At 74.3% G+C, this 24,545-nt stretch carries 19 protein-coding genes; 11 read left to right on the plus strand and 8 right to left on the minus strand.

Translation table 11 applies throughout. The features are described from left to right. The first annotated feature begins 40 nt into the window (after window positions 1-40). From OG956_RS32270 to OG956_RS32280, 3 genes are all read left to right on the plus strand, one after another. Window positions 41-1,348, plus strand: a complete 1,308-nt coding sequence (locus OG956_RS32270; protein WP_330343001.1) for a cytochrome P450 — start codon at window positions 41-43, stop codon at window positions 1,346-1,348. A 126-nt stretch (window positions 1,349-1,474) separates the two neighbouring features. Next, window positions 1,475-2,737: a cytochrome P450 gene (locus tag OG956_RS32275; protein ID WP_330341544.1), complete on the plus strand. Its 1,263-nt coding sequence runs from the start codon at window positions 1,475-1,477 to the stop codon at window positions 2,735-2,737. After that, complete coding sequence (locus OG956_RS32280) at window positions 2,734-3,525, plus strand: enoyl-CoA hydratase/isomerase family protein (protein WP_330341545.1); 792 nt, start codon at window positions 2,734-2,736, stop codon at window positions 3,523-3,525. Before OG956_RS32275 ends, OG956_RS32280 begins: the two co-directional genes overlap by 4 nt. 201 nt (window positions 3,526-3,726) lie before the next feature. Here the strand turns inward: OG956_RS32280 and OG956_RS32285 are convergent, their stop codons facing one another. Further along, complete coding sequence (locus OG956_RS32285) at window positions 3,727-4,557, minus strand: DeoR/GlpR family DNA-binding transcription regulator (protein ID WP_330341546.1); 831 nt, start codon at window positions 4,555-4,557, stop codon at window positions 3,727-3,729. Window positions 4,558-4,841: 284 nt separating this feature from the next. Here OG956_RS32285 and OG956_RS32290 point away from each other — a divergent pair, with 284 nt between their 5' ends. Next, window positions 4,842-7,169, plus strand: a complete 2,328-nt coding sequence (locus tag OG956_RS32290) for a hypothetical protein (protein WP_443065629.1) — start codon at window positions 4,842-4,844, stop codon at window positions 7,167-7,169. A 140-nt stretch (window positions 7,170-7,309) separates the two neighbouring features. On the opposite strand, the gene OG956_RS32295 is transcribed toward OG956_RS32290, so the two are convergent. The 4 genes from OG956_RS32295 to OG956_RS32310 all read right to left on the minus strand — a co-directional run bounded on the left by OG956_RS32295 (window position 7,310) and on the right by OG956_RS32310 (window position 12,236). Continuing rightward, on the minus strand, window positions 7,310-9,748 hold the full coding sequence (locus OG956_RS32295) for a right-handed parallel beta-helix repeat-containing protein (RefSeq protein WP_330341547.1): 2,439 nt from the start codon (window positions 9,746-9,748) through the stop codon (window positions 7,310-7,312). 232 nt (window positions 9,749-9,980) lie between these two features. Next, a complete protein-coding gene (locus OG956_RS32300) occupies window positions 9,981-10,586 on the minus strand; it encodes an Rv1733c family protein (RefSeq protein ID WP_330341548.1) in 606 nt (201 codons plus the stop codon). A 348-nt stretch (window positions 10,587-10,934) separates the two neighbouring features. Further along, on the minus strand, window positions 10,935-11,759 hold the full coding sequence (locus tag OG956_RS32305; protein WP_330341549.1) for an MOSC domain-containing protein: 825 nt from the start codon (window positions 11,757-11,759) through the stop codon (window positions 10,935-10,937). A gap of 42 nt (window positions 11,760-11,801) precedes the next feature. Then, window positions 11,802-12,236, minus strand: a complete 435-nt coding sequence (locus tag OG956_RS32310; protein WP_330341550.1) for a DUF6643 family protein — start codon at window positions 12,234-12,236, stop codon at window positions 11,802-11,804. Window positions 12,237-12,522: 286 nt separating this feature from the next. Between OG956_RS32310 and OG956_RS32315 the strand changes: the two genes are divergently transcribed. After that, window positions 12,523-13,863 (plus strand): TerD family protein, encoded by a 1,341-nt coding sequence (locus OG956_RS32315; RefSeq protein WP_330341551.1) that lies wholly within the window; start codon window positions 12,523-12,525, stop codon window positions 13,861-13,863. Window positions 13,864-13,869: 6 nt separating this feature from the next. Here OG956_RS32315 and OG956_RS32320 read toward each other — a convergent pair whose 3' ends face one another. Next, a complete protein-coding gene (locus OG956_RS32320) occupies window positions 13,870-15,033 on the minus strand; it encodes a glycosyltransferase (RefSeq protein ID WP_330343003.1) in 1,164 nt (387 codons plus the stop codon). 69 nt (window positions 15,034-15,102) lie between these two features. Between OG956_RS32320 and OG956_RS32325 the strand changes: the two genes are divergently transcribed. Further along, a complete protein-coding gene (locus OG956_RS32325; RefSeq protein WP_330341552.1) occupies window positions 15,103-15,888 on the plus strand; it encodes a glutamate racemase in 786 nt (261 codons plus the stop codon). A 92-nt stretch (window positions 15,889-15,980) separates the two neighbouring features. Further along, a complete protein-coding gene (locus OG956_RS32330) occupies window positions 15,981-16,526 on the plus strand; it encodes a hypothetical protein (protein ID WP_330341553.1) in 546 nt (181 codons plus the stop codon). An 18-nt stretch (window positions 16,527-16,544) separates the two neighbouring features. Here the strand turns inward: OG956_RS32330 and OG956_RS32335 are convergent, their stop codons facing one another. After that, complete coding sequence (locus OG956_RS32335; RefSeq protein ID WP_330341554.1) at window positions 16,545-17,516, minus strand: O-antigen polymerase; 972 nt, start codon at window positions 17,514-17,516, stop codon at window positions 16,545-16,547. A 363-nt stretch (window positions 17,517-17,879) separates the two neighbouring features. Here OG956_RS32335 and lnt point away from each other — a divergent pair, with 363 nt between their 5' ends. From lnt to OG956_RS32355, 4 genes are all read left to right on the plus strand, one after another. After that, entirely contained in the window at window positions 17,880-19,490 is a 1,611-nt protein-coding gene (gene lnt / locus OG956_RS32340; RefSeq protein ID WP_330341555.1) for an apolipoprotein N-acyltransferase, read from the plus strand. A gap of 126 nt (window positions 19,491-19,616) precedes the next feature. Further along, window positions 19,617-20,096, plus strand: coding sequence for an NUDIX hydrolase (locus OG956_RS32345; RefSeq protein ID WP_330341556.1), 480 nt, complete (start codon window positions 19,617-19,619; stop codon window positions 20,094-20,096). A gap of 54 nt (window positions 20,097-20,150) precedes the next feature. Next, the gene (locus OG956_RS32350; protein WP_330341557.1) at window positions 20,151-20,966 is read left to right on the plus strand and encodes a 3-hydroxybutyrate dehydrogenase; all 816 of its coding nucleotides are present in this window, start codon (window positions 20,151-20,153) and stop codon (window positions 20,964-20,966) included. Between the two features lie 76 nt (window positions 20,967-21,042). Further along, the gene (locus OG956_RS32355) at window positions 21,043-22,962 is read left to right on the plus strand and encodes a helix-turn-helix domain-containing protein (protein ID WP_330341558.1); all 1,920 of its coding nucleotides are present in this window, start codon (window positions 21,043-21,045) and stop codon (window positions 22,960-22,962) included. Window positions 22,963-23,022: 60 nt separating this feature from the next. Here the strand turns inward: OG956_RS32355 and OG956_RS32360 are convergent, their stop codons facing one another. Further along, window positions 23,023-24,402 (minus strand): MFS transporter, encoded by a 1,380-nt coding sequence (locus OG956_RS32360; protein ID WP_330341559.1) that lies wholly within the window; start codon window positions 24,400-24,402, stop codon window positions 23,023-23,025. Window positions 24,403-24,545 lie beyond the last annotated feature (143 nt).

Consider the following 24,545-nt stretch of genomic DNA (forward strand, 5'->3'; position numbering starts at 1 on the left):
CCCCCAGTCAGCCCCCGCCACCGCGGCGGCCGGATGCCCCATGCACGACGCGGCGTTCGCCGCCGACCCCCAGCAGGTCTACGACCGGCTGCGCGCCCACGGCCCGGCCGGACCGGTCGAACTCGCCCCCGGCGTCGAGGCAACCCTGGTCGTCGGCCACGAGACGGCCCTGCGCGTGCTGCAGAACTCCACGCTCTTCGCCCGGGACGCCCGCCGCTGGAAGGCGCTGAACGAGGGGCGCATCCCGCTGGACCACCCGGTGCTGCCGATGATGGCGTACCGGCCCAACTGCCTGTTCACCGACGGCGCCGTGCACCTCAGGCTGCGCAAGGCCGTCACGGACAGCCTCGCCAGGCTCAACATCACCCGGATCCGCCGCGACGTCGAGCCCATCGCCGACTACCTGATCGACCAGTTCAGCGAGCGGGGCCGCGCCGACCTCCTCAACGACTACGCCAAGCTGCTGCCGCTGCTGCTGTTCAACAAGCTGTTCGGCTGCCCGGCGGACATCGGCGACACCCTCACCGGCGCCATGTCGGCGATCTTCGACGGCAAGGACGCGCTGCGCGCCAACGAGGAACTCACCTCCTGCCTGATGGAGTTGATCGCCCTCAAGCGGCGCAGGCCCGGCGACGACGTCACCTCCTGGCTGATCCAGCACCCCGCCGGGCTGACCGACGAGGAGCTCAAGGACCAGCTGGTGATGCTCATGGGCGCCGGCGTGGAACCCGAGCGCAACCTGATCGGCAACGCCCTGCTCCTGCTGCTGTCCCCCGACGCGAGCGGACGCGACTCCGGGATGCTGATCGAGGAGGCGATCGACCACGTGCTGTGGAACCAGACGCCCATCGCCAACTACGCCACCCACTACCCGGTCCAGGACGTGGACCTCGGGGGAGTGGTGGCCGAGGCGGGCACGCCGGTCGTCATCAGCTTCGCCGCCGCCAACACCGACCCGGCCCTGGCCGAGGCCCGCCGCACCCACAGCAAGGGCGCCCACCTGGCCTGGGGAGCCGGCCCGCACGCGTGCCCGGCCAAGGACCCGGCGACGGTCATCGCCGTCACCGCGATCGAGAAGCTCCTCAACGCCCTGCCCGACCTGACCCTGGCCGTCCCCGCGCGGGAACTCCAGTGGCGGCCGGGCCCGTTCCACCGGGCGCTGGCCGCGCTGCCCGTGGCGTTCAGCCCCACGCCGGCCACCCACATCGCCTCCGCGCTGCAGGGCCGTACCGCCCCCGCCGCCGCGGAGCAGCCGCTGCCCGCCGCCGCACCGGTCGGCGCCGTCCGTCAGGAACCGGCCAGGAAGAAGGGCTTCTGGAGCAGCTTTCTGGACATCTTCCGCGTCTGACGCATGAGATGTGACGGTTTGCTGGGCGGCATGTGACGGGAGCAACAACAACTGGCGCATGACGACGGAGAGGGGAAGGGTAGATTCCGGCGGTAACGGTAACGCCCAGCCACAAAGGAGCTTCGCGTGACCGCCGTTGGCGTCATACGTGGTACCACCACCGACCGCCGAGCCGTCATCCCCCTTCTCCGTCGCCTCCGTTCAGCGGAAGGACAGGCTGATCCCTTCCCCGTCTGGGACGAACTGCGCGCCCTGGGAGAGGTGGTACCCGCTCCCTGGGGCGGGTACTTCGTCACCGGATTCGATCTCTGCAACCAGATCCTGCGCGGCAGGGACTGGCTCGTACCGGACTTCGCCTGGCAGGAACGCCAGCCCGACCCGGCCCGCTGGCAGCATCCGGCGACGCGGGAGATGACGCGCACGCTGTCCCGCCTGAATCCGCCCGAACACACCTTGCGGCGCCGCGCGTTGGGCAACCTCTTCGACCGGGGCACCCTGGAGGCCATGCGGCCCCGGATCGAGGACCACGTCACCCGGCTCCTGGACCGCCTGGAGCTGCAGCTGCGCACCCAGGGCGAGGCCGACTTCGTCAGCACGGTCGGCGACCAGCTGCCCATCCACACCGTCGGCGGGTGGCTCGCCATCCCGGCCGAGCACTACCCGCACATCCTGGACTTCACCCACCGCCAGGTCCACGCCCAGGAACTGATCCCCACCAGCAGCGAACTGGCGATCTCCGCCCGGGCCACCGTGGAGATGCGGGCCTTCTTCACCGGCCTCGTCGCCGACCGGCGCCGCCACCCCGGCGACGACGTCCTCAGCGGCTGGATCCGCTACTGGGACGCCCACTATCCCCGCGACCGGGCGGCCGCGGACCAGATGCTGTACGACCTGACGATGTTCATCACCATCGCCTCCCTGGAGACCACCGCGACCCTGCTCACCAACGCGGTGTGGTTACTCACCCGGGACCCGGTCCGCGCCGACTGGCTGCGCCGGCACCCCGAGCACATCGACGACGCCGTCGACGAGACACTGCGTTACGACCCGCCGATCCACCTCAACTCCCGCTTCGCCGCCGGGGACACCGTCCTCGCCGGCGTCCCCGTCCCCCGGGACACCACGGTCCACGTCCTGTACGGCGCCGCCAACCACGACCCGCGCCGCAACCCGGACCCCCACGTCTTCGACATCCGCCGCAAGGGCGCCCACCTCACCTTCGGCGGCGGCGTCCACTACTGCCTCGGCTCGGGCCTGGCCCGCCTGGAGGCCCATCTGCTGCTGACCCAGCTGCTGGAACGGTTCCCCACCCTGCGGCCGGCCGCCGCCCCCAGCTACGCGAGCCGCATGGTGTTCCGGCGCATCACCTCCCTGAAAGTGACGACATGACCGCCCTCCCCCTCGAGAGCCTCCCGGCCGGCACCGTACGGCGGACCCTGCGGACGCACCGGGAGGGCCCCGTCCTCACCGTCGAGCTGAACACCCCCGAGCAGGGCAACACCGTCACCGACGCCCTGCTGGACGACCTCCTGGCGGTCCTCCAGGACCAGGACCCGGCCGTCCGGGTGCTGGTGCTCACCGGCAGCGGCGACGACTTCTGCCTCGGCGGGGACCGCGGCGAGTTCACCCGGCATCTCGCCCACGACCCCACGGGCGGCGGCATCCGCGTCTCGGGGACCAAGGCCCGGCGCGTGTGCGAGGCCCTGACCGGCAACCCGGCCGTCACCATCGCCCGCGTCCACGGCAAGGCCGTCGGGGCGGGCGTCGCCCTCGCGCTCGCCTGCGACCTGCGGGTCGGGTCCGAGGACGCGACCTTCCGGCTGCCCGAACTCGCCCTCGGGCTGCCCACCGCCTGGGGCGGTCTGCTGCCCCGGCTCATCAGCGAGGTCGGCGCGGCCCGGGTCCGCGAGATCGTCCTCACGGGCCGGGTCGTCACCGCGGCGGAGGCCCAGTCCCTGTCCCTCCTGCAGAAGGTCGTCCCCGCCGACGAACTCGACGCGGCCGTCGCCGAGTGGGCCAGACCCGTCGTGCGCCGCCCGCAGGCGGCCCTGCGCGTCACCAAGGCGCTGCTCAACTCGCTGTCCGCGGCCTCGCGCCTGGCCGACGTCTCCGTACTGGACCCGGAACTGATGGCGGCGGTCGTGTCCGAGGCGCACCACGCCCGCGGCACCACCTGATCAGCGCCTCACCGGACGCCGGGCCGGGCGCCTTCGCCGCGAGGACCCTCCCCTCGGCCCCCGTCCCGCCCTGCGTTCGAGCCCCCCGCCCGGCGCCGCCACCGGTGGCCCGGGCGAGGACGTCCTTGCCGGCCTGAACGCCCTTGTGCCGCTCGACAGCCCGCAGTGTCCGCCGACAGGCGCACCGGAGCCGACGGGTCCTCAGATGTCCGTGTCGTCTTCCCCGGGCTCGCCCGCCACGATCACCCGCAGATGCTCGGAGATCTCCGCGCGGGCCTCCGCGGGCAGCCCCGCATCCGTCACCAGCGTGTCCACCTGCTCCAGCGCGGCGAACGAACTCAGGCCCACCGTCCCCCACTTGGTGTGGTCGGCGACCACCACGACCCGGCGCGCGGAGTGCACCAGGCGCCGGTTCGTCTCCGCCTCGGCGAGGTTCGGCGTGGACAGCCCGGCCTCCACCGATATGCCGTGCACACCGAGGAACAGCAGATCGAAGTGCAGAGCGGCGATCGCCTGGTCGGCCACCGGACCCACCAGCGAGTCCGACGGTGTGCGCACCCCGCCGGTCAGCACCACCGTGGCCGCGCCCTGCCGCTGCCCCGAGGTGCGCTGCGCGGCGTGGAAGACGTCCGCGACCCGCACCGAGTTCGTCACCACGGTCAGGTCGGGGACCTCCAGCAGCTGCTGGGCGAGCGCGTACGTCGTCGTACCACCGGACAGGGCGATCGCCGTGCCCGGGGTGACCAGCTTGGCCGCGGCGCGCGCGATGTCCTCCTTGGCGGTCAGCTCCAGACCCGACTTGGCCTCGAAACCGGGCTCGTGCGTGCTGGCCTCGACCACCGGCACCGCGCCGCCGTGCACCTTCTCCAGCACGCCCTGGCGGGCGAGGGCGTCCAGGTCGCGGCGCACGGTCATGTCCGACACGCCGAGCTTGCGGGTCAGTTCGTTGACCCGCACACCGCCCCGGCGCCGGACCTCGTCCAGGATCAGTGCGCGGCGCTGCTCGGCGAGGAGGTTCTGATTCTCGCTCACGTACGCTCCGGTCCTTTCGCCGCCATCTGTCCGACACGCCCGGTGCACCGCCTCCGACCAGGACATTCCGGCCGGACCCGGGGTGCGCGGGCGTCCCATCTTTTCACGGGTCGGCACCGGTTGCGCCACCGCCTGTCACGACGCGCTCATGCCACCTCCGCCACGGCCGCCGTCACCCGGATCGGGGAGATTCCGTCACGAGAGGTGCGGACCGCCTTCCGGGCGGAGATCCTGAAGCCCGCGTCGGCACCGTTTTCCGGGCGCTTCACGGGGGTGCGAGAACAGTGGACCGCGCACAGGAGGGATCCGGCGAGCGGCGGACCGGCCAGGGCCCGGCGGCGCAGGCCGAGCTGGAGCTGCTGGTGCACGGGGTGGGCGGGACCACTCCCGGCAAGATGCTCGGCGATCCGCGCACCGTCCGGGTGAGCGGGGACGACACCGCCGCCGTCTTCCGGCGCGCCGAGGACGCCGAGGCCGGGGAAGGACGCCGCGAGCGGCCCGTCCAGGAGGCGTACGTCTGGTGCAACCTCACCTCCGGCGACAGCAGCCGTGCCCTGTGGCTGTTGCTGCTGCCGTTCATGGTGGTCAACCTCGCCCACTGGATGCGCCCCGCGGCCGCCGGGCGGCAGCGCGCCGTCCGCCTCTACGGCCTCCTCGTCCGGCTCGCCGCCCTCACCCTGACCGTGCTGCTGGTCGCCGCCGCCTGCGAGGTGGCCCTGGACCTGGTGGCCTGGCAGTGCGCCGGGGTGCCGGGCTGCGCCCGGCGCCACTCCTGGCTGGCCTTCCTCGCACCCTCACCGGCGGCCCCCGGCGGCTGGTGGAGCCGGCCCGGCCGCCGGCTGGCGCTCGCCGCCACGGCGCCGGCCACGCTGACGCTGCTGCTCTGGTACCTGTCCCGGCGGACCTGGAGCGCCTACGAGTCCCACCGGCCGATGACCCACGACCCCGAGCCGGACACCGACGGCAGCGCACTGACCAGGCCCGGCTTCTGGTACGGCCGCCGGCTCGTGGCCCGGCTGCGCGCCGCCCACACCGCCGTGGCCCTGCTGACCGTGGCCGCCGCCCTCGCCGCCCCGGCCGTCCGCTTCGACCTCCGGCCCGGCGGCCCCGCCGCCCTGGACGTCCTCGGCGGGCTGCTCAGCGCGGCCCTTCTGGCCTGGACGGCCACGGCCGTGGGCGTCGTCTGCCGCCGGGGCCGCACCGAGCACCGCCTGGACCAGCGGGTCGACCGGCGCCTCGTCCGCCTGCTGCCGCTCGGCGCGCTCGCCCTGCTGCTGCTCACCGCGGTCTACGCCGGCTGGGACCGGCCCGGCTGGCGGTCCGCCGGCCGCCTCCCGGGCGACCCCGCGTTCGGCGCGCTCATGCTGGCCCAGGGCCTGCTGGCCGTCGCGCTCGCCGTGGTGGCCCGCACCCTGTACCGCAGCGGCCCCGACCCGCGGACCGGCATGCGCGGCCTCGGCGGACCGGCCGTCGCCCTGCTCGCCTGCGCCCTGGGCGGCGTGATGTCCGGCGGGGTCGCCCAGCGCGTCGCCGACTGGCTGGACGGCACCCGCGCCCTGCTCCCCGGCCCGCCCGTCCTGCTGACCTGGCAGGCGTCCACCATTCCGCCGGTCCTCGCGGTGCTGCTGCTCCTCGCCGCCCGGCTCGCCGCGGGCGCCGCCCGGACGGCCCGCGCCGAACGCCGCCGGATCCGCCGGGAGCATCCCGGCGAACCCGAGGACCCGGGCCGCACCCGCGCCATCGCCCACGCCCGCGCCATGGCCACCGTCACCGACCGGGCGCCCCTGGTCGTCGGCGTGCTCGCCGGCACCACCCTGCTGCTCGGCGGCGCGGCGCTGGTCGGCGCGCTCGCCACCGGGCAGACCCCCGACGGAGCCGCCCGCCGCACCTACGACGCCGTGCGGGCCGCCGCCGGGATCTCGCAGGCACTGGGCTCCTGGCTGGTCGGCCTCGGCTTCATACTGATCGTGACCTGGGGCAGGCGCGCCTACAAGGACGCCTCGGCGCGGCGTACCATCGGCATCCTCTGGGACGTCGGCACCTTCTGGCCGCGCGCCGCGCACCCCTTCGGACCGCCGTGCTACGCCGAGCGCGCGGTGCCGGACCTCACCTGGCGCATCGCCACCTGGACCCGGCGCACCGGGGGCCGCCTGGTGCTCTCCGGACACTCCCAGGGCAGTGTGCTGGCCGCGGCCGCCGCCTGGCAGCTTCCCCCGTCCGTCCGCGGCCGCATCGCGCTGCTGACGTACGGCTCCCCGCTGGAACGCCTCTACGGCCGCTGGTTCCCGGCCCACTTCGGACCACCCGCCCTTGCCGCCCTGCACCGCGACGTCGCCTGCTGGGGCAACCTGTGGCGCGCCACCGACCCCATCGGCGGCCCGGTCCGCCTCCCCGACGGCGCCGGCCCCGGGGTCGACCACGGCCCCCTGCGCGACCCGCTCGCCTACGGCCGCACGCCCGAACACCCCCTCCCGGCGCCCATCCTCGGCCACTCCGACTACCAGGCGGACCCGGCCTTCGCCCGCGTACGAGCCCGCCTGCTGAACCGGCTGCGCCCGGACCTGCCGGCGCCGCGCCCGGAGCCCACGGAGCGGCGGGCCGACGCCGGGTAGGCGCACCGGCCCTGCGGCGGTGCTGCCGCGGCTGGTCGCCGACGCACGCGGTCCGTCCCGGCGCTCGCGCGGAGCCGGGCGCGCGCCTCCGGCGCCTTCGCGCCCGCCTTCGTCCGGGGCCGTGCGCAGGAGGCGGTCGCTCAGGGCAGGTCCGGAAGGTCCTCCGCGAACAGCAGGGTCAGGTCGTCGGTGCTGGGGTCCGCCAGCTGGGCGACCCGGCTCGCGTGCCGCTCCACCATCGCCTCGAACGTCTGGCGGGCGGTGCGGCCGTTGCCGAACGCCGGGCCCTTCGGGATGGCCGTGAAGTACTTCAGCAGCGCCTCGGCCGTGCCCGGCGCCAGCCGGTACTCGTGCTCGTCGGCCTGCTGCTCCACGATCCGCAGCAGTTCCTCGGGGCCGTAGTCGCCGAAGGTGATGGTGCGGGAGAACCGGGAGGCCACACCGGGGTTGACGGACAGGAAGCGCTCCATCTCCGCCGTGTACCCGGCGACGATCACCACGACCGCGTCCCGGTGGTCCTCCATCAGCTTCACCAGCGTGTCGATGGCCTCCTTGCCGAAGTCCCGCCCGGCGTCCTCCGGTGACAGCGCGTACGCCTCGTCGATGAACAGCACGCCGCCGCGCGCCTTCTCGAACGCCTCCTGGGTGCGGATCGCCGTGGAACCGATGTGCTCACCGACCAGGTCCACCCGGGACACCTCCACCAGGTGCCCCTTCTCCAGCACACCGAGGGAGGCGAGGATCTCGCCGTAGAGCCGGGCGACCGTGGTCTTGCCGGTGCCGGGGGAACCGGTGAACACCAGATGCCGCTTCACCGAGGCCGCCTTCAGCCCCGCCTGCTGCCGGCGCCGGCCCACCTCGATCATGTCGGTCAGCGCGCGCACCTCGCGCTTGACGCTCTCCAGGCCCACCAGCGCGTCGAGTTCCCCGAGCACGTCCTTCGACGTCCGCACCGGCTTCTCCGGCTCGGCGGCGGTGACCAGCGGTTCCTGCTCCGTGCTGCGCTGCCCCGGGATCGTGCCGAGCAGACCGGGGGAGTGCACCGCGGTCTGTACGGCGGTCTCGCGGACCGCGGGCGGCCGCATGCCCGCGCTCTCGTCGCTGGTGCAGTCCTCTACGACGGGACCCGTCCCGGACCCGCCGTCCGGGCCGGCGTCGGCGAACTCGTAACCACCGCGCGCGCAGCGCTCCGTACGGCACCGGCGCAGCGTCGCCCGGCAGCCGTCGATCACATGGAAGCCGTAGCCTCCGCTGCCGCTGACCCGGCACTCGAGGAAGCTGCCGCGGCCGCCCGCGGAGACGTAGAAACCGGCCTCGGCGGGGGAGTCGACCGTGCAGCGCTCGATGGTCGGGTCGGCGCCCTTGGTGACGATCACGCCGGTCTGGGTGCCGTCCAGGGTGCAGTTGTTGAGCGTGCCGCCGCTGCCGTGGTCGCGGAACCACGCTCCGGTCGCCGCCTCCCGGATCCGGCAGTCGTCGAGCTGTGCGGTCGCCCCGTCGCTCACGGACACCGCCGTGTTGCGCACCTGCGACAGATCGCTGTCCACGACGTCCGCGCGCGAGCCGCGGTCCAGCACGAACAGGGCGTCCGGCACGTCGTGCACCCGGCAGGAGTCGAGGACGGCCGTGGCGCCGTCGCTGACCCACACCGCCGGATAGTCGCCGGTGCTGTCGAAGATCTCGCACTGGTTGGCGTCCACCCGGGTGCCCGGATCCCACACCGACAGGCCGTTGCGCCCGAACTGACGCACCGTCGTCCGGGTGAGCGTGAGCACCGAGCGGGAGCGCAGGTCGACCGCGTTCTCGGGGATGTCGTGGATGCGGCAGTCGGCGAGCGTGAGCACCGCGTCCGTGTCCAGGGTGACGCCGTCGGCCGTGGTGCGGTGGACGTCGCAGTCGGTCAGATGCGCGGTCGCCCGCTGGCTGACCTGCGCTCCGGAGCCGCGGACCTCGTAGATCTCGCAACCCACCGCCTCCAGCGCGGAGTTCTCGCCGGTCACGGTCATCCCGGTGCCCGAGGCGTGGTGCACGCGGCAGCGCTCCAGACGCGGATGCGCACCGCCCCGCACCGCCACGCCCGCCTGCCCGGCCGCGACGACCTCGCACTCCTCGAACACCCCGCCCCCGCCGTCGAGCACCGCGATGCCGATGCCGGCCGGGTTGTCGACGGTGCAGCGGCGCACGGTCGGCCGGGCGCCGCCGCGGACCTCGATGCCCGCCGCGGACCGGGTGACGATCCGCACGTCCATCAGCTCGGGCGTGCCCTCCTCGACGAGCAGCGCGGGCGCCGCCGCGTCCTGGCCCTCCACGTGGACGTCCTGCACCACGGCCGCGGCGCGCACGGTGAGCGGCACGCCGGCCTCCGGCGCGATCCGCACCGAGCCGGGCGAGCCCTCGGGCCCGCGGAGCGTCACCGCCCGCTCGACCACGAGGTTCTCCCGGTAGGTGCCCGGGGCGATGGTGAGGACGTCACCGTCGGCGGCGGCCTCCAGGGCGGCGGCGAGCGACGCGTACTCGCCTGTGCGGCGCCGCCACCGCGACGTACCGGTGTGCGTCACCTGGACCGTGCCCTGTGCCATGGCGTTGCTGTGCCCCCACCTCGTCGTACTGATGGCTCGCTCCCTCAGGGGACCTTCCCGCCGGGAGCGGGACCGCGACCGTGCTCAGCCCTGGGGCTGGTGCGCGTTCGCGCTCCCGAAAACCTGGGCGCGGCCCTGCGGTTCGCTCACCCGCGGGTTGTCGCCGAAAGCGCTTCGGCCGGTCCACCGTAGCGCGTGCGTGCGGGGTGGGTTGACCGGAGGCGGAAGGCGGTCAGCTGCCAGTGCCCGCCTTGCCCCAGTCCGGACCCGCCCGCTCCCACGCCTGGTCCCAGCGTGCGTACCGCCTGCGGACCATCCGCCAGACCGCCAGCCGCCTGCCGCCCTCCACCAGGCCCGCGGCCAGCAGGGCCGCGCCGATCCCGGCGAGCACCGCGTGGGTCGTGGCGGTGGGGGAGTCCAGCGGGCGGGCCGTTATTCGTCCCTGCGGGTCCGTCCAGATCCTGAAGTGGTCGCCGGCGTGCGGGGACTTCAGGTCCGCCAGGGTCCGGCCGTGCCGGTGGCTGCCGTCCGGCGCCGTCCACGCGGCGAGGACACGGCTGCGGGTCTCGCGGGCCGTCGTGGTGTCGGGGTCGGTGTCCAGCGGGGCCTCGCCCAGATCGCGCACCACCGTGGCCGTGACGAGATGGCGGGTGTGCCGCTGCTCGCGCACGGACCGCTGCAGCGAGTCCTGGGCGGCGGCGCCGGCCAGGCAGCCGGCCACGGGCGCGGCCACGGCTATCAGCACCAGCGCCACGAGGGCCACCCACGCCTCGGCCAGATCGGTCGCGCGGCGCAGCGGATTGCGCCGCCAGCGCCACAGACCACTGATCACCCGCATGTCCCCACCCCCTTTCGCTCCGTCATATCCCCTGGCGCGGACGCGCGTCCGCGGCCCGGAGCAAGAGAGAGCGACATCACTTCGACCGCGCTCGGTCACGCACGCGGCTTCTCACGGATCTCTCATCCGTCCCAACGACGGGGACCCGTCCCCGGTTCCCCGCCCGCCGGGCCGTTTCGCCGGGCTAGTGCTGCGACCGGAAAGGTTCACCGGCTCGCGACGCCCGGCACGGCGCCTCGCCGCGTTGTCGCATCACCCGAGTACGTCCAGTACGCGGATGATGCTCCGCCTTGCGATGCGCCGCACCGGACGCCGCGAGCTTCCCGGCAAACCTTTCCGGCCACAGCACTAGCCGAGCACCCGGACCGGGTCGCCGATCCTGATCGTGCCGCGGGAGAGGGGTACGAGGTTCTGGCCGAAGAGGAGCCTGGAGCCGACGTTGCGGTGGCGCGCCAGGGTGCGCAGCGGCTCCCGGCCGCGTGCGGTGGTGTCCTGGTCGGTGGTGGTGACGACACAGCGTCCGCTCGGCTTCGCGACGCGGAAGAGGACCTCGCCGACGGAGATCCGCGACCAGTGGTCCTCGGCCCAGGCCTCGGTGCCGGCGACCACGACGTTGGGCCGGAAGCGGTTCATCGGCAGCGGGCCCTCGTGCGCGTAGGGGCCCTCGGCGATCAGGGAGTTCAGCGCGTCGAGGGAGGCGGTCGTGGTGACCAGCAGGGGGTAGCCGTCGGCGAAGCTCACCGTCTCGCCGGGCAGGGCGTACTCGGGGTCGACCGGGCGGCGGATGGCGGGATCGTCGAGGTGGACCAGGCGGACGTCCGCCTCCAGATAGGCACTGCACCAGGCGTGCGCCGCGTCGGCGGCCGGCACCGCCTCGACCTTCGTGCCGAACACGTTCACCGGCACGGTCCCGGCCGGCTCGGGCACCGGCACCGTCAACGGCGCGCGGCCGGGCGCGGACAGACGGACACCGCCGCCGGGCCCGGGCTCGGCGGCGGCCAGCGCGAGCCGCGGCTGCTCGCGCTGGGTGACGACCTTTCCCCCGTCGTCGACCAGTGTCCAGCGCCGGTCCCCGGCCAGGCCCCAGGGCTCCACCACGGCCTCCCGGGGTGCGGCACCCCGGAACGCCTTGACCGGGTGGACGTGGATCGACTGCACTTCGGCGTTTCCCATGCCGTCATCGTGCCAGCGGGCGCCGACGGCGGCATGCGCCGGTCAGTAGCCGCGGTACTGCTGCTGGTTCTGGTACGGGTCCTGATACGGCGTCGGCGCGGGCCGCGGCGCGGCCGGGCGCATGGCCTCGTAACCCGTGGCCATCGGACGCTGCTGCTGCGGCGCCTGCGGGCCGGGGTAACCCCGCGGGGCGCTCGCCTGCTGCGGGATGTACGCCGTCGGCGCCTGCTGCAGCGGGGCGGGCTGTGGCGTCTGCGGGTAGCCGTAGGCGGGGGCCTGCGGGGAGGGAGCCGCCGGGAGGGCGGGCAGGGCCGACGAGAGTGCGGGCAGGCTGCTGCCCGTGTCGTAGGCGGCGGGGACCCGGATAGGGGCGATCTGCGGGGTACCGCGCTCGGCGACGAGCGAGTCGTAGATCGGGGTGTCCGGGAAGGAGGCGGAGTAGTAGCCGCCACCATAAGTGGAGCGGGGGGAGGTCATGGCACATAAGTTAAGCCCACGATGTGCTCGTTGGGGAGACCGATAAGAGGGTTGTTTTCCGTGTCCGCAGTGACGTGGGATCCCCAATCCGAGCGAACTTGGCAAAAAGGGACGGCGGCCCGCGTTTAAATCATGTAAAGGGCGACTTCCTCCAGGGTTACCGCCGGTTGACCGGCGATCTTCCGGCGCCGGGCCATGGGAGTTCGCCGTGGGCGCGCATAGGTTGTGCGGGTAGGGATGACCTGGACGACCGACGGCCGCGGAGCCGACACGGATGGGGGCGGACATGTCCATGATGAAGGGAGCGAACACGCCGGTGCCGACCACGGCGCTGCGCGTGGAACTGGGGTGGCGCTCCGGACCAGGCGTGCCCGACGCGGACGCCTCGGCGCTGCTGCTCGCCACCGGAAAGGTGCGCTCCGACGACGACTTCGTCTTCTACAACCAGCCCGCCCACCCCTCCGGTGCCGTGCGGCACGAGGGCAAGAGGACGGCCGGCGCCGCCGTCACCGAGACCCTCGTCGTCGACCTCGCGCGCGTGGAGGGCGCCATCGAGCGGATCGTCCTCGCCGCCTCCGCCGACGGAGGGACCTTCGGACAGGTCCCCGGCCTCTACATCGAGGTGACGGACGCCGCGGGCGGACAGCCGGTCGCCCGCTTCGACAGCCCCGGCGCGACCGTGGAGACGGCCTTCGTGCTCGGCGAGTTCTACCGCCGGCAGGGCGCCTGGAAGTTCCGCGCCGTCGGCCAGGGCTACAGCAGCGGACTCGAAGGCCTGGCAACGGACTTCGGCATCACCGTGGACGAGCCCCAGCACGCCGCGCCACCCGCCGCGCCGCCCCGGGTGGCGCCGCCCCCGCCCTCGGCGGCCCCGGCGCCCCCGCCGCCTCCGGCACCGGCGAGTCCGGCCCCGCCCCCGGCTCCCGCGACCGTCTCCGGACCGCCCCCGCCGCCCATGCCGAGCGCCCCCGTGTCCCCTCCGTCGCCCCAGCCCGTCCGCCTGTCCAAGGTCACCCTCACGAAGACGGCGCCGTCCGTCTCGCTCGCCAAGCAGGGCGGCACGTCCGGAGCCATGCGGGTCAACCTCAACTGGCAGACGCGCAAGCACCTTTCCGGGTGGGGCAGCCGCTGGGGAGGCGGCGGCCGGGGAGAGATCGACCTCGACCTGTGCGCCCTGTACGAACTCGCCGACGGCGGCAAGGGCGTCGTACAGGCCCTCGGCAACGCCTTCGGATCGCTGCACCGGCCGCCGTACATCCACCTCGACGGCGACGACCGCACCGGCGCCCTCGCGAGCGGTGAGAACCTCACCATCAACCTCGACCACAAGCAGGACTTCCGGCGCATCCTCGTCTTCGTCACCATCTACGAGGGCGCCGACTCCTTCGCCGACCTGCACGCCACCGTCACCCTGCAGCCGCAGCACGGCGCCGCGATCGACTTCTCGCTCGACGAGTGCACCGTCCCCTCCACGGTGTGCGCGCTCGCGCTGATCACCAACACCGGCGGCGACCTCCTCGTGCAGCGCGAGGCGCGGTACCTGGTGCCGCAGCGCGGGGTCAGCCCGCAGCGGACCGTCGACCGCGCCTACGACTGGGGCATGAACTGGACGCCCGGCCGCAAGTGACCGGGCTCAGCCCTCGTCGGGCACGGCGCCGGGACGCGTGTACGTGCGGCCCTTCCACGCCGCACCGCGCCCCCGGTAGTGCTGCACGGCCGAGTCGACCGTCATCAGCAGGTACAGCAGCGCCGTGAACGGCAGCAGCGGAGCGAGCCACAGCGGCTGCCGGTAGTAGCGCAGCATCGGCACGTACGTCCCCGTCATCACCGCCCACGCCGCGCCGCCCACGGCCGCCGTCACCGCGGAGCCGCCCGCCGCCCCCACGACCAGCGCGGCGGGCGGCGCCAGGTACACCAGCGCCAGCCCGGCGACCGTGCCCAGGAGCAGCACAGGGTTGTGCCGCAACTGGGCGTAGGCGCTGCGCGACACCATCCGCCACAGGTCGTGCAGCCGCGGATACGGCCGCACGCTGTCCACCCGGTCGGCCAGCCCCAGCCAGACGTGTCCTCCGGCGCCCTTGACCGCACGCGCGAGGGCGACGTCGTCGATCACGGCGTGCCGGATGGAGTCGGGGATGCGGGCCTTCTCGGCCGCGGTGGCGCGCAGCAGGACGCAGCCGCCCGCCGCCGCGGCCGTGCGCGAGCCCCTGCGGCCGATCCGGCGGAAGGGATACAGCTGCGCGAAGAAGTACACGAACGCCGGGACCACCAGCCGCTCCCAGACGCTCTCCACCCGCAGCCGCGCCATCTGCGACACCACGTCGAAGCCCCCGGCCCGGGCCGCCGCCACCAGCGCGCGCAGGCTGTCCGGGGCGTGCGCGATGTCGGCGTCCGTCAGCAGCAGATACTCGGGGTCACGCGCGCGTGCCAGGCCGATGCCGTGGCGCACGGCCCACAGCTTGCCGGTCCAGCCCGCCGGCGGCTCGCCCGGCGAGTCCACGGTCAGCGGCAGCCCGCCGTGCCGCCGGGCCAGCTCGCGGGCCAGCTCCCCGGTGCCGTCGGTGCTGCCGTCGTCCACCAGGAAGACCTCGGCCCGTCCCGGATAGTCCTGCGCCAGCAGCGACGGCAGGCTCGCGGGCAGCACGGCCGCCTCGTCCCGGGCCGGCACGACCACGCAGACGGACGGCCACGCGTCCGGTTCCCGGCGCGGCGGCAGCCGCACGTCCGTGCGCCAGAAGAAGCCCTGGCACAGCAGCAGCCAGCACCAGGCCGCCAGCGATACGACGGTGATCCACATCAGGGCGCTCACGCCCGCAGTCTGCCCCACCCGAGCGGCGGGCAAGGCCGGATCGTCTATCGTGGCCGGGTGAAGATCGCGCTCATGGACTCCGGAATCGGCCTGCTCCCCGCGGCCGCCGCGGTGCGCCGGCTGCGGCCCGACGCGGAGCTCGTGCTCTCCTGGGACCCGGACGGGATGCCCTGGGGGCCGCGCACCCCCGAGGACATCACCCAGCGTGCCCTCGCCGTGTGCGAGGCGGCCGCAGCCCACGGCCCCGACGTCCTGATCGTCGCCTGCAACACCGCCTCCGTGCACGCCCTGCCGGTGCTGCGGGCCCGCTTCGAGCCGGAACTGCCGATCATCGGCACCGTCCCGGCGATCAAGCCGGCCGCCGCGGGCGGCGGGCACGTGGCGATCTGGGCCACCCCCGCCACCACCGGCAGCGCCTACCAGCGGAACCTGATCGAGCAGTTCGCCGCCGGCGTCGACGTCACCGAGGTGCCCTGCCCGGGACTCGCGGACGCGGTGCACCACGCGGACGACGCCGCGATCGACGCCGCGATCGACGCGGCCGCCGCCCGCACCCCCGACGACGTGACCACCGTCGTCCTCGGCTGCACCAACTACGAGCTGGTCGGCGAGCGCATCCGGGCCGCCGTCCAGCGCCCCGGCCGTGAGCCGCTCGCCCTGCACGGCTCCGCCGGAGCGGTGGCCGCGCAGGCCCTGCGGCGGATCGGCGCCGAGGCGGACCCGGACGCCACCCCCGGCACCGGGCTCACGGTGCTGCTCAGCGGCCGCGAGGCCACCCTCCCGGACACCGCGCTGTCCTACGCGGAAGGCCGTTTCCTGCAGGCGGTCAGCCCCGTCCGCTGACCCGTGCCCGGGCGGGCCGGCCCTGGCCCGCCGGGGCGGTCACCCTCCGCGACGCACTACCCGCGCAGCGAAACCTGAGTAACCTCATAACCATGAGGGACCACCCCCACGCCGAGGACGGCCGGCCCCCCGAGATCTGGACCGGGCGCGCCACGAACCGGGTCCAATGGCTGCTGGCGCTGGTCGGTGCGGCCTGCATGGCACTGGGCGTCGAACTGGCCGTGGACTCCGCATGGACCTCCGGCATCGCCCCGCTCGCGATGTCCGTCGTCGGCTGCATCGCGGCCGGTCTGCTGGTCCTCTTCGGCACGCTCGCCTTCGTGCACGTCGACCTCAGACTCGACAAGGAGTGCGTGGAGGTGCGCTGCGGCCACATAGGGCTGCCGCGCCGCCGCATCCCGCTCTCCCATGTGGCCGGCGCCGAGTTCACCGCCCTCGTCACCCCCCGGCACTGGGGCGGCTGGGGTTACCGGTGGCGTCCCGAGAAGGGCACCGCCGTGGTGGTCCGGCGTGGCGAGGGCATCGTGCTGCGCCTGTGGGACGGCCACACCTTCACGATCACCGTGGACAACGCCGAGGCGGCGGTACGGGCCATCCGGGACCGGCTGCGCACGATCACTCCCGGTCCGGCCCACTGAGGCCGCGCCGGGCGCCGCTCAGGGCCGGGGCTCGGCGGCCCGGTGCGCCCATGGCCGCGCCGTCGCCCAGCCAGCCAGCAGCCCGGCGCCCACGGTCACCGTCGTGAAGCTGAGCGCGTCGCTCACCGAGGCGAACACGGCGAGCGCGGTCAGGGCGGCGCCGGCGGTGAGGACGACCGGTGTGGAGCGGGGCGAGCGCCACAGCGCGTGCAGCACCCAGCAGAACACGGCGACGCACAGCAGCACCCCGACGGCGCCCTGCTCGGCCGCGAGCTGCAGCAGGGCCGAGTGCGGCTTGCCGTCGGCGGACAGTGCGGGCGGCGCCGTACCGGCCAGTTCGCCGAACCGTCCCGGACCGACGCCGAGGCCCCGGTCGCGGCCGGCCAGCCGCAGGGCGTCCTGCCACAGCGCCACCCGGTGGGCGCCCAGCCGGTCCTCCAGCACCCGGGCCGGGCCGCCCGGCAGCACGCGCGCGGCGAGCGCCCACGCCGTGCCGGCCGTCAGGGCCGCCACCGCGGCCAGACCCAGCAGCCACACGCCTCGCCGGGACGCCCACCCGGCGGCGAGCGAGCACAGCAGTACGGCCGCGCTCGCCGCGCAGCCCGCCGGCGACCCGAGCACGGCCGCGGCCGGCACGAGCGCGACGGCCGGCAGCCGCAGCACCAGCCGCAGTTCCGGTACGGGCGTGGCCCAGGCCGCACCGCACACGGCGCCCGTGGCCAGCGCCAGCAGGGCGGCCGTGCCACCGGCGTGGCCGAGCGGTGCGGCGTACCGGGCGCCCACGGACAGACCGGGCAGCACCACCGCCAGCGTCACCGCGGCCGCCGCGCCGGCGCAGGGCGCGGCCACCGGCAGCAGCGCCCCGGACATCCGGCCGACGGCATGACCCGCTGCCAGGGCGAGCACCGCGAGCAGCACGCCCTCGGGCCGTCCGTCGTGCGCCGCCGCGGTGATCAGCGACCAGCCGGCGCAGGCGCCGAGCAGGATCATGCCCGTCCCATCAGAAACGTTTCGCCTGACGTCGGCCGCGTCTGCGTCCACCCCGGACGCGGGCCTCGTCCCCGTCGACCCCACCACTGCCCCTCGTCCCCGGTCCCCGACCCCTGTCCTCAGGCCACGGCCGGGCACGGCGCCGGATCCGGCCGCACCGCCGAGGCTGGGCACACCGTAGCGGCTGATGACCGCTTTGGGCACGAGATGCGGCGGAACGTCGCGGTGGGACGCCGGACGCCGCACCGGCTCCCGGGCCGGTCGCCGAGCGCCCCGACCAGCGGCGGACCAGCGCCGACGCGGCCGGCCCGGCCCGCGAACCGCGCTGTCGGAGGCCCTGGATGCCGCCGTACACTCACCCGGGTGACCGTCACCGCAACTTCCGTGGACCAGCCGGAGCAGCTCCAGCCGTCCCCCGCGCCCCGCGGGTTCCGCGGCCGCCTGCTCCGCCTGGTCCCGGCCGCCGCCTCCGCGCTGTGCGGAGTGCTGCTCTACGTCAGCTTCCCGCCGCGCACCCTGTGGTGGCTGGCGCTGCCCGCCTTCGCCGGTTTCGGCTGGGTGCTGCGCGGCCGTGGCTGGAAGGCGGCCCTGGGCCTCGGCTATCTGTTCGGGCTCGGCTTCCTGCTGCCGCTGCTGGTGTGGACCGGTGTCGAGGTCGGTCCCGGCCCCTGGCTCGCCCTCGTCGCCATCGAGGCGGTCTTCGTCGCCCTGGTCGGCGCCGGTGTCGCCGCCGTCTCCAGGCTGCCGGCGTGGCCGGTGTGGGCGGCCGCGGTGTGGATCGCGGGCGAGGCGGTACGCGCGCGCGTGCCCTTCCGCGGCTTTCCCTGGGGCAAGATCGCGTTCGGGCAGGCGGACGGCGTCTTCCTCCCGCTGGCCGCGGTGGGCGGCACGCCCGTGCTCGGCTTCGCGGTCGTGCTGTGCGGATTCGGCCTGTACGAGACCGGGCGGCTGCTCGCCGAGCGGCGCCGGACCCGGGCCGTGCGGCGCGGGGCGGCGGCCGCCGCGCTGCTGAGCGTGGCCGTCCCGGTCGCGGGCGCCGTCGCCGCCCGGCCGCTGGTGAGCGACAAGGCGCAGGACGGCACCCGGACCGTCGCGGTCATCCAGGGCAACGTGCCGCGCTCCGGGCTGGAGTTCAGCGCCCAGCGGCGCGCCGTGCTCGACCACCACGTGAGCGAGACGCTCCGGCTCGCCGCCGACATCAAGGCGGGCAAGGCCCCGAAACCCGACTACGTGCTGTGGCCGGAGAACTCCTCCGACATCGACCCCTTCGCCAATCCCGACGCGGCCGCCGTCATCAGCGGGGCCGCCAGGGCCGTCGGCGTGCCCATATCGGTCGGCGCCGTCGTGGAGCGGGACGGCAAGCTGCTCAACGAGCAGGTTCTGTGGGACCCGGCCAAGGGGCCGACGCAGACCTACGACAAGCGGCAGATCCAGCCGTTCGGCGAGTACCTGCCGCTGCGCGGGCTCGTCGGCGCGATCAACAAGAACTGGACCGGCATGGTCCGCCAGGACTTCAGCCGCGGCAGCGCGCCCGGCGTGTTCGACATCGACGGCGCCAAGGTGGGCCTCGCCACCTGCTACGAGGCCGCCTTCGACTGGGCCGTGCGGGACACCGTCACCCACGGCGCGGAGATGATCTCCGTGCCGAGCAACAACGCGACGTTCGACCGCAGCGAGATGACCTACCAGCAGCTCGCCATGTCCCGGATCCGCGCGGTGGAGCACAGCCGGACCGTCACCGTGCCGGTCACCAGCGGCGTCAGCGCGATCATCATGCCGGACGGGAGGATCACCCGGAAGACCGGCATGTTCGTGCCCGCCTATCTGGAGCAGAAGGTGCCGCTGCGCACGTCCAGGACGCCCGCGACCGAACTGGGCATCCTCCCCGAGCTCGCCCTGGTGCTCGTCGCCGCGGGCGGCATCGGCTGGGCGACCGGCTCGGGTCTGCGCCGCCGGCGCACCGAGGACGCTTAGCGGTACGGCCCTGATCGCAGCGCCGGGTGGCGTGCGGCCGTACGGCCCGCGTACCCCCGTTGAACCGGCGCGTACGCCCCGGGAACCTCGCCGGGAGCGCGGGCCCCGCCGGTTAGGGTCGGGCCCATGGCTACTCCTGACTTCATCCGCACGCTGAGGGCCACCGCGGGTCAGCAGCTGCTCTGGCTCCCCGGGATCACCGCGATCGTCTTCGACGACGAGGGCAGAGTGCTCCTGGGACGGCGGGCCGACACCCGCAAGTGGTCGGTGATCGGGGGGATCCCGGAGCCCGGCGAGCAGCCCGCGGCCTGTGCCGTGCGGGAGGTCTACGAGGAGACGGCGGTGCGGTGCGTCGCCGAGCGGGTCGTCCTCGTCCAGGCGCTGGAGCCGGTCACGTATCCCAACGGCGACCAGTGCCAGTACATGGACATCACCTTCCGCTGCCGCGCGGTGGGCGGCGAGGCCCGGGTCAACGACGACGAGTCCCTGGAAGTGGGCTGGTTCGACGTGGACGCGCTGCCCGATCTCCATGAGTTCGGCCGCTTCCGGATCAAGCAGGCCATGTCGGAGGCACCCACATGGTTTGACACTACGACTGCCGGCTGAAGTATGGGTGACCGCCACATGTGGTGAGGGATGGGCTCCGCTTAGGGTCGGCACATGACCACGTCCAGCCTCCCGCCCGGCCCTCGCCCCCAGTCTCTCGCCCTCGACCTCGGCGGCCGGACCGCCCTCGTCACCGGCGCCGCCAGCGGCATCGGCCGCGCCTGCGCGCTGCGGCTGGCGGCCGCCGGAGCGAAGGTGCGGGCCGTCGACCGGGACACGGCCGGCCTGGCCGAGCTGGCCCAGCAGGCCGAACGCACCGCCGGCCTGGCGGGAACCGTCGAACCGCTCGCCGTCGACCTCACCGACCTCGACGCCGCCGAACGCGCCGCCGCCGGCGCCGATGTGCTGGTCAACAACGCGGGTCTGCAGCTGGTGCGCCCCATCGAGGAGTTCCCGCCCGAGGTCTTCCGCACCGTGCTGACCGTGATGCTGGAGGCGCCGTTCCGCCTCATCCGCGGGGCCCTGCCGCACATGTACGCACAGGGGTGGGGCCGCATCGTCAATGTGTCCTCCGTCCACGGACTGCGCGCCTCCGCGTTCAAGTCCGCGTATGTGGCCGCCAAACACGGTCTCGAGGGCCTGTCGAAGACGGCCGCTCTGGAAGGCGCCCCGCACGGAGTGACCTCGAACTGCGTGAACCCCGGATACGTGCGCACACCCCTGGTGGAGAAGCAGATCGCCGACCAGGCGCAGGCGCACGGCATCCCCGAGGACCGCGTGCTGTCGGAGGTCCTGCTGAAGGACAGCGCGGTCAAGCGGCTCATCGAAGCGGAGGAGGTGGCCGAAGCCGTGGCCTACCTGTGCAGCCCGCAGGCGTCCTTCGTCACCGGCACCTCCCTGGTGCTGGACGGCGGGTGGACGGCCCACTGACACGACCGGCGGCGCCCGGCCCCGGAGTTTTCCACAGGCCTGACCGGCCGGGCGGCCGATGCGGAATCCTGTGACCATGTCCCGCGATCACCTTCAGCCGGCACCCAGCGGCAGCATCGAGGCCCCGTACCTCGAGCTGCTCGCCCGCGACGCCTCCGCGGAGGCGTACGAGCAGCCGGTGCTGCTCGCCCGCGCCGAGGGCGGGCCGGCCGACCGGATCGCCGCGCTGGAACAGGCCAAGCTGCTCGCCCTGCGCGTCCGGGCCGAGCTGGAGGGCCGCCGCCGGCGCGAGGCGGAGCTGTCCGCGCTCTTCGAGACCGCCCACGACCTCGCGGGGCTGCGCGACCTGGACGCCGTCCTGCAGGCCATCGTGCAGCGCGCCCGCTCCCTGCTCGGCACGGACGTCGCCTACCTCACGCTGAACGACCCGGCGCGCGGCGACACCTACATGCGGGTCACCGAGGGATCCGTCTCCGCCCGCTTCCAGCAGCTGCGCCTCGGCATGGGCGAGGGCCTGGGCGGACTGGTCGCCCAGACGACCCGGCCCTACGTCACGGACGACTACTTCAAGGACGCCCGCTTCCAGCACACCCACACCATCGACGCCGGCGTCCGCGACGAGGGCCTGGTCGCCATCCTCGGCGTCCCCCTCATGCTCGGCCACCACGTCATCGGCGTCCTCTTCGCCGCCGACCGCAGGGCCCGCGTCTTCGAACGCGCCCAGATCGCCCTGCTCGGCTCCTTCGCCGCCCTCGCCGCGGCCGCGATCGACACCGCCAATCTGCTCACCGAGACCCGCGCCGCCCTGGCGGGCCTGGAGCGCGCCAACGAGATCATCCGGGACCGCAGCGCCGTCATCGAGCGCGCCTCCGACGTCCACGACCGGCTCGCCGAACTCGTCCTGCGCGGCGGCGGGGTGCACGACGTGGCCGCCGCCGTCTCCGAAGTCCTCGACGGAGCCGTCGAGTTCTGCGAGGCCGACGCCGCGCCGGCCGAGGCGCTGGAGGCGTCCCGCGCCGAGGGCCACGCCGTACGGCACGGCAGCGACTGGATCGCCGCGGTCGCCGCAGGCGGCGAACTCCTCGGCGCGCTGGTCCTGCGCGGGCACCCCGGCCTCGACCCGGTGGACCAGCGCACCCTGGAGCGCGCGGCGATGGTCACCTCGCTGCTCCTGCTCGCCCGCCGGTCGGCCGCCGAGGCCGAACAGCGCGTCCGCGGCGAACTGCTGGACGACCTGCTCGACGCACGCGACCGGGACCCCCGCCTGCTGCGCGAGCGCGCCACCCGGCTGCACGCCGACCTCGACGCCACCCATGTCGTCCTCGCCGCACGCCTCGACGGCCCCGCGGCCGACGCCGACGAGGAGGCCGCGGCCCGCCGTCGCCTGTGGTCGGCCGCCTCCCACCTCGCCGCCACCCGGCACGGCCTGTCCGCCGCACGCGACGGCGGCACCGTCCTGCTGCTGCCGCTCGCCGGCGGGGACACCGCCACGGACCTGGCCCGGCGCACCGCCCGCCAGCTGGGCACGGCGGTCCACCAGCCGGTCACCGTCGGCGCCTCGGCCCCGGTGACCGGTCTCACCACCCACCCCGAGACCGTCGCCGCCGCCTACGCCGAGGGCCGCCGCTGCCTGGACGCGCTGCGCCTGCTGGGCCGGTCCGGGGACGGCGCGGCGGCGGAGGACTTCGGCTTCCTCGGCCTGCTCCTCGCGGGAGAACGGGACATCGCCGGCTTCGTCGACCGCACCATCGGCCCGGTCGTGCACTACGACGAGCGCCGCGGCACGGAACTGCTGCGCACCCTGGACGCGTACTTCGCCTGCGGGATGAGCCCGGCCCGCACCAAGGACGCGCTGCACGTGCACGTGAACACGGTCGCCCAGCGGCTGGAGCGGGTGGGCCGTCTGCTGGGCGGTGACTGGCAGGATCCGGCCCGTGCCCTGGAGATCCAACTCGCCCTGCGCCTGCACCGGTTGGCGGCCCCGGACAGACGCTGACCCCCGTACGGACGTGCCGTACGGGGGCGGGCGGCGGACGCGTGCGGGGAGCCGGGCCCGTCAGGCCGTGCGCGCCTGCGCGGCCGTGCCGGCACCGGCGGACTCGCCGTCCTCGGCCTCGACACGGGCGAGGTCCCGGTGCCGCGTCTCCCGCGCCACGCCCACGGCGACCAGGGTCAGCACCGCCGCGGCGATCACATACAGGGCGATCGGCGTGGAGCTGCCGTAGTCGTCGAGGAGCGCGGTGGCGATGAGCGGGGCCGGCGCACCGGCCGCCACGGAGGCGAACTGGGCGCCGATGGACGCGCCGGAGTACCGCATCCGCGTCGCGAACATCTCGGCGAAGAAGGCGGCCTGGGGCGCGTACATCGCGCCGTGCAGGACGAGCCCGACGGTCACGGCGAGGACCAGGTAGCCGAACGACCCGGTGTCCACGAGCGAGAAGAACGGGAACATCCACAGGCCGACACCGGCCGCGCCGAGCAGATACACCGGCCGCCGCCCGACCCGGTCGGACAGCGCGCCCCAGGCCGGGATGACGGCGAAGTGCACGGCGGAGCCGATGAGCACCGCGTTGAGCGCGGTCTGCTTCGAGACGCCGGCCGAGGTGGTGGCGTAGACGAGGATGAAGGCGGTGATGACGTAGTAGCTGATGTTCTCCGCCATGCGGGCGCCCATCGCCACCAGGACGTCCCGCCAGTGGTGCCGCAGCACGGAGACGAGCGGCAGCTTCTCCGCCACCGCGTCCTGCCGCCGGGACTCCGCCCGCGCCAACGCCTCCTTGAACACGGGCGATTCGTCGACGGAGAGCCGCATCCACAGACCGACGAGCACCAGCACACCGGAGAGCAGGAAGGGAATGCGCCAGCCCCAGGTCCCGAAGGCGTGGTCGGAGAGCACCGCGGTCAGCAGGGAGAGCACACCGGTCGCGAGCAACTGCCCCGCCGGCGCACCGGTCTGCGGCCACGAGGCCCAGAAGCCGCGCCGGCGCGCGTCCCCGTGCTCCGACACCAGCAGCACGGCGCCGCCCCACTCGCCGCCGAGCGCGAACCCCTGGACGAGCCGCAGGACGGTGAGCAGCACGGGCGCGGCGGCCCCGACCGTGGCGTGCGTGGGCAGCAGCCCGATGGCGAACGTCGCCCCGCCCATCATCACCAGGCTCAGCACCAGCAGCTTCTTCCGCCCGAGCCGGTCGCCGTAGTGCCCGAACACCAGCGCGCCCAGCGGGCGGGCCGCGAACCCGACGGCGTACGTCAGGAACGACAGCAGCGTCCCGACCAGCGGATCGGAGCCGGGGAAGAACAGCTTGTTGAACACCAGCGCGGCCGCGGAGCCGTAGAGGAAGAAGTCGTACCACTCGATGGTGGTGCCGATGAGGCTGGCGGCGACGATTCTGGGGAGGCCGGCGGGAGGTGGGGGAGCGGTGTTCGGGGATGCCATGTGCGCCACTTCCTCGTGTGCGGTGGGGACGGGTACGTGTCGGCACACGGTAGGAAGAGGCTGGTCAGGGGCACATGTGGTGGGGCAACATAGTTCGAGTATTGGTTATGCGTGCGGCCACCATGCCGGCTCACGGACAAGCG

Origin of the sequence: Streptomyces sp. NBC_00557 (genome assembly GCF_036345995.1) — a bacterium.
GTDB lineage: Bacteria > Actinomycetota > Actinomycetes > Streptomycetales > Streptomycetaceae > Streptomyces.

Excerpts from the sequence above, each read along its gene's own strand:
- OG956_RS32295 (WP_330341547.1), bottom strand. The coding sequence starts at position 9,748 with ATGGCACAGGGCACGGTCCAGGTGACGCACACCGGTACGTCGCGGTGG.
- OG956_RS32305 (WP_330341549.1), bottom strand. The coding sequence starts at position 11,759 with ATGGGAAACGCCGAAGTGCAGTCGATCCACGTCCACCCGGTCAAGGCG.
- OG956_RS32355 (WP_330341558.1), top strand. The coding sequence starts at position 21,043 with ATGTCCCGCGATCACCTTCAGCCGGCACCCAGCGGCAGCATCGAGGCC.
- OG956_RS32360 (WP_330341559.1), bottom strand. The coding sequence starts at position 24,402 with ATGGCATCCCCGAACACCGCTCCCCCACCTCCCGCCGGCCTCCCCAGA.
- OG956_RS32270 (WP_330343001.1), top strand. The coding sequence starts at position 41 with ATGCACGACGCGGCGTTCGCCGCCGACCCCCAGCAGGTCTACGACCGG.
- OG956_RS32330 (WP_330341553.1), top strand. The coding sequence starts at position 15,981 with ATGAGGGACCACCCCCACGCCGAGGACGGCCGGCCCCCCGAGATCTGG.
- OG956_RS32280 (WP_330341545.1), top strand. The coding sequence starts at position 2,734 with ATGACCGCCCTCCCCCTCGAGAGCCTCCCGGCCGGCACCGTACGGCGG.
- OG956_RS32320 (WP_330343003.1), bottom strand. The coding sequence starts at position 15,033 with ATGTGGATCACCGTCGTATCGCTGGCGGCCTGGTGCTGGCTGCTGCTG.
- OG956_RS32335 (WP_330341554.1), bottom strand. The coding sequence starts at position 17,516 with ATGATCCTGCTCGGCGCCTGCGCCGGCTGGTCGCTGATCACCGCGGCG.
- OG956_RS32315 (WP_330341551.1), top strand. The coding sequence starts at position 12,523 with ATGTCCATGATGAAGGGAGCGAACACGCCGGTGCCGACCACGGCGCTG.
- OG956_RS32350 (WP_330341557.1), top strand. The coding sequence starts at position 20,151 with ATGACCACGTCCAGCCTCCCGCCCGGCCCTCGCCCCCAGTCTCTCGCC.
- OG956_RS32310 (WP_330341550.1), bottom strand. The coding sequence starts at position 12,236 with ATGACCTCCCCCCGCTCCACTTATGGTGGCGGCTACTACTCCGCCTCC.
- OG956_RS32300 (WP_330341548.1), bottom strand. The coding sequence starts at position 10,586 with ATGCGGGTGATCAGTGGTCTGTGGCGCTGGCGGCGCAATCCGCTGCGC.
- OG956_RS32345 (WP_330341556.1), top strand. The coding sequence starts at position 19,617 with ATGGCTACTCCTGACTTCATCCGCACGCTGAGGGCCACCGCGGGTCAG.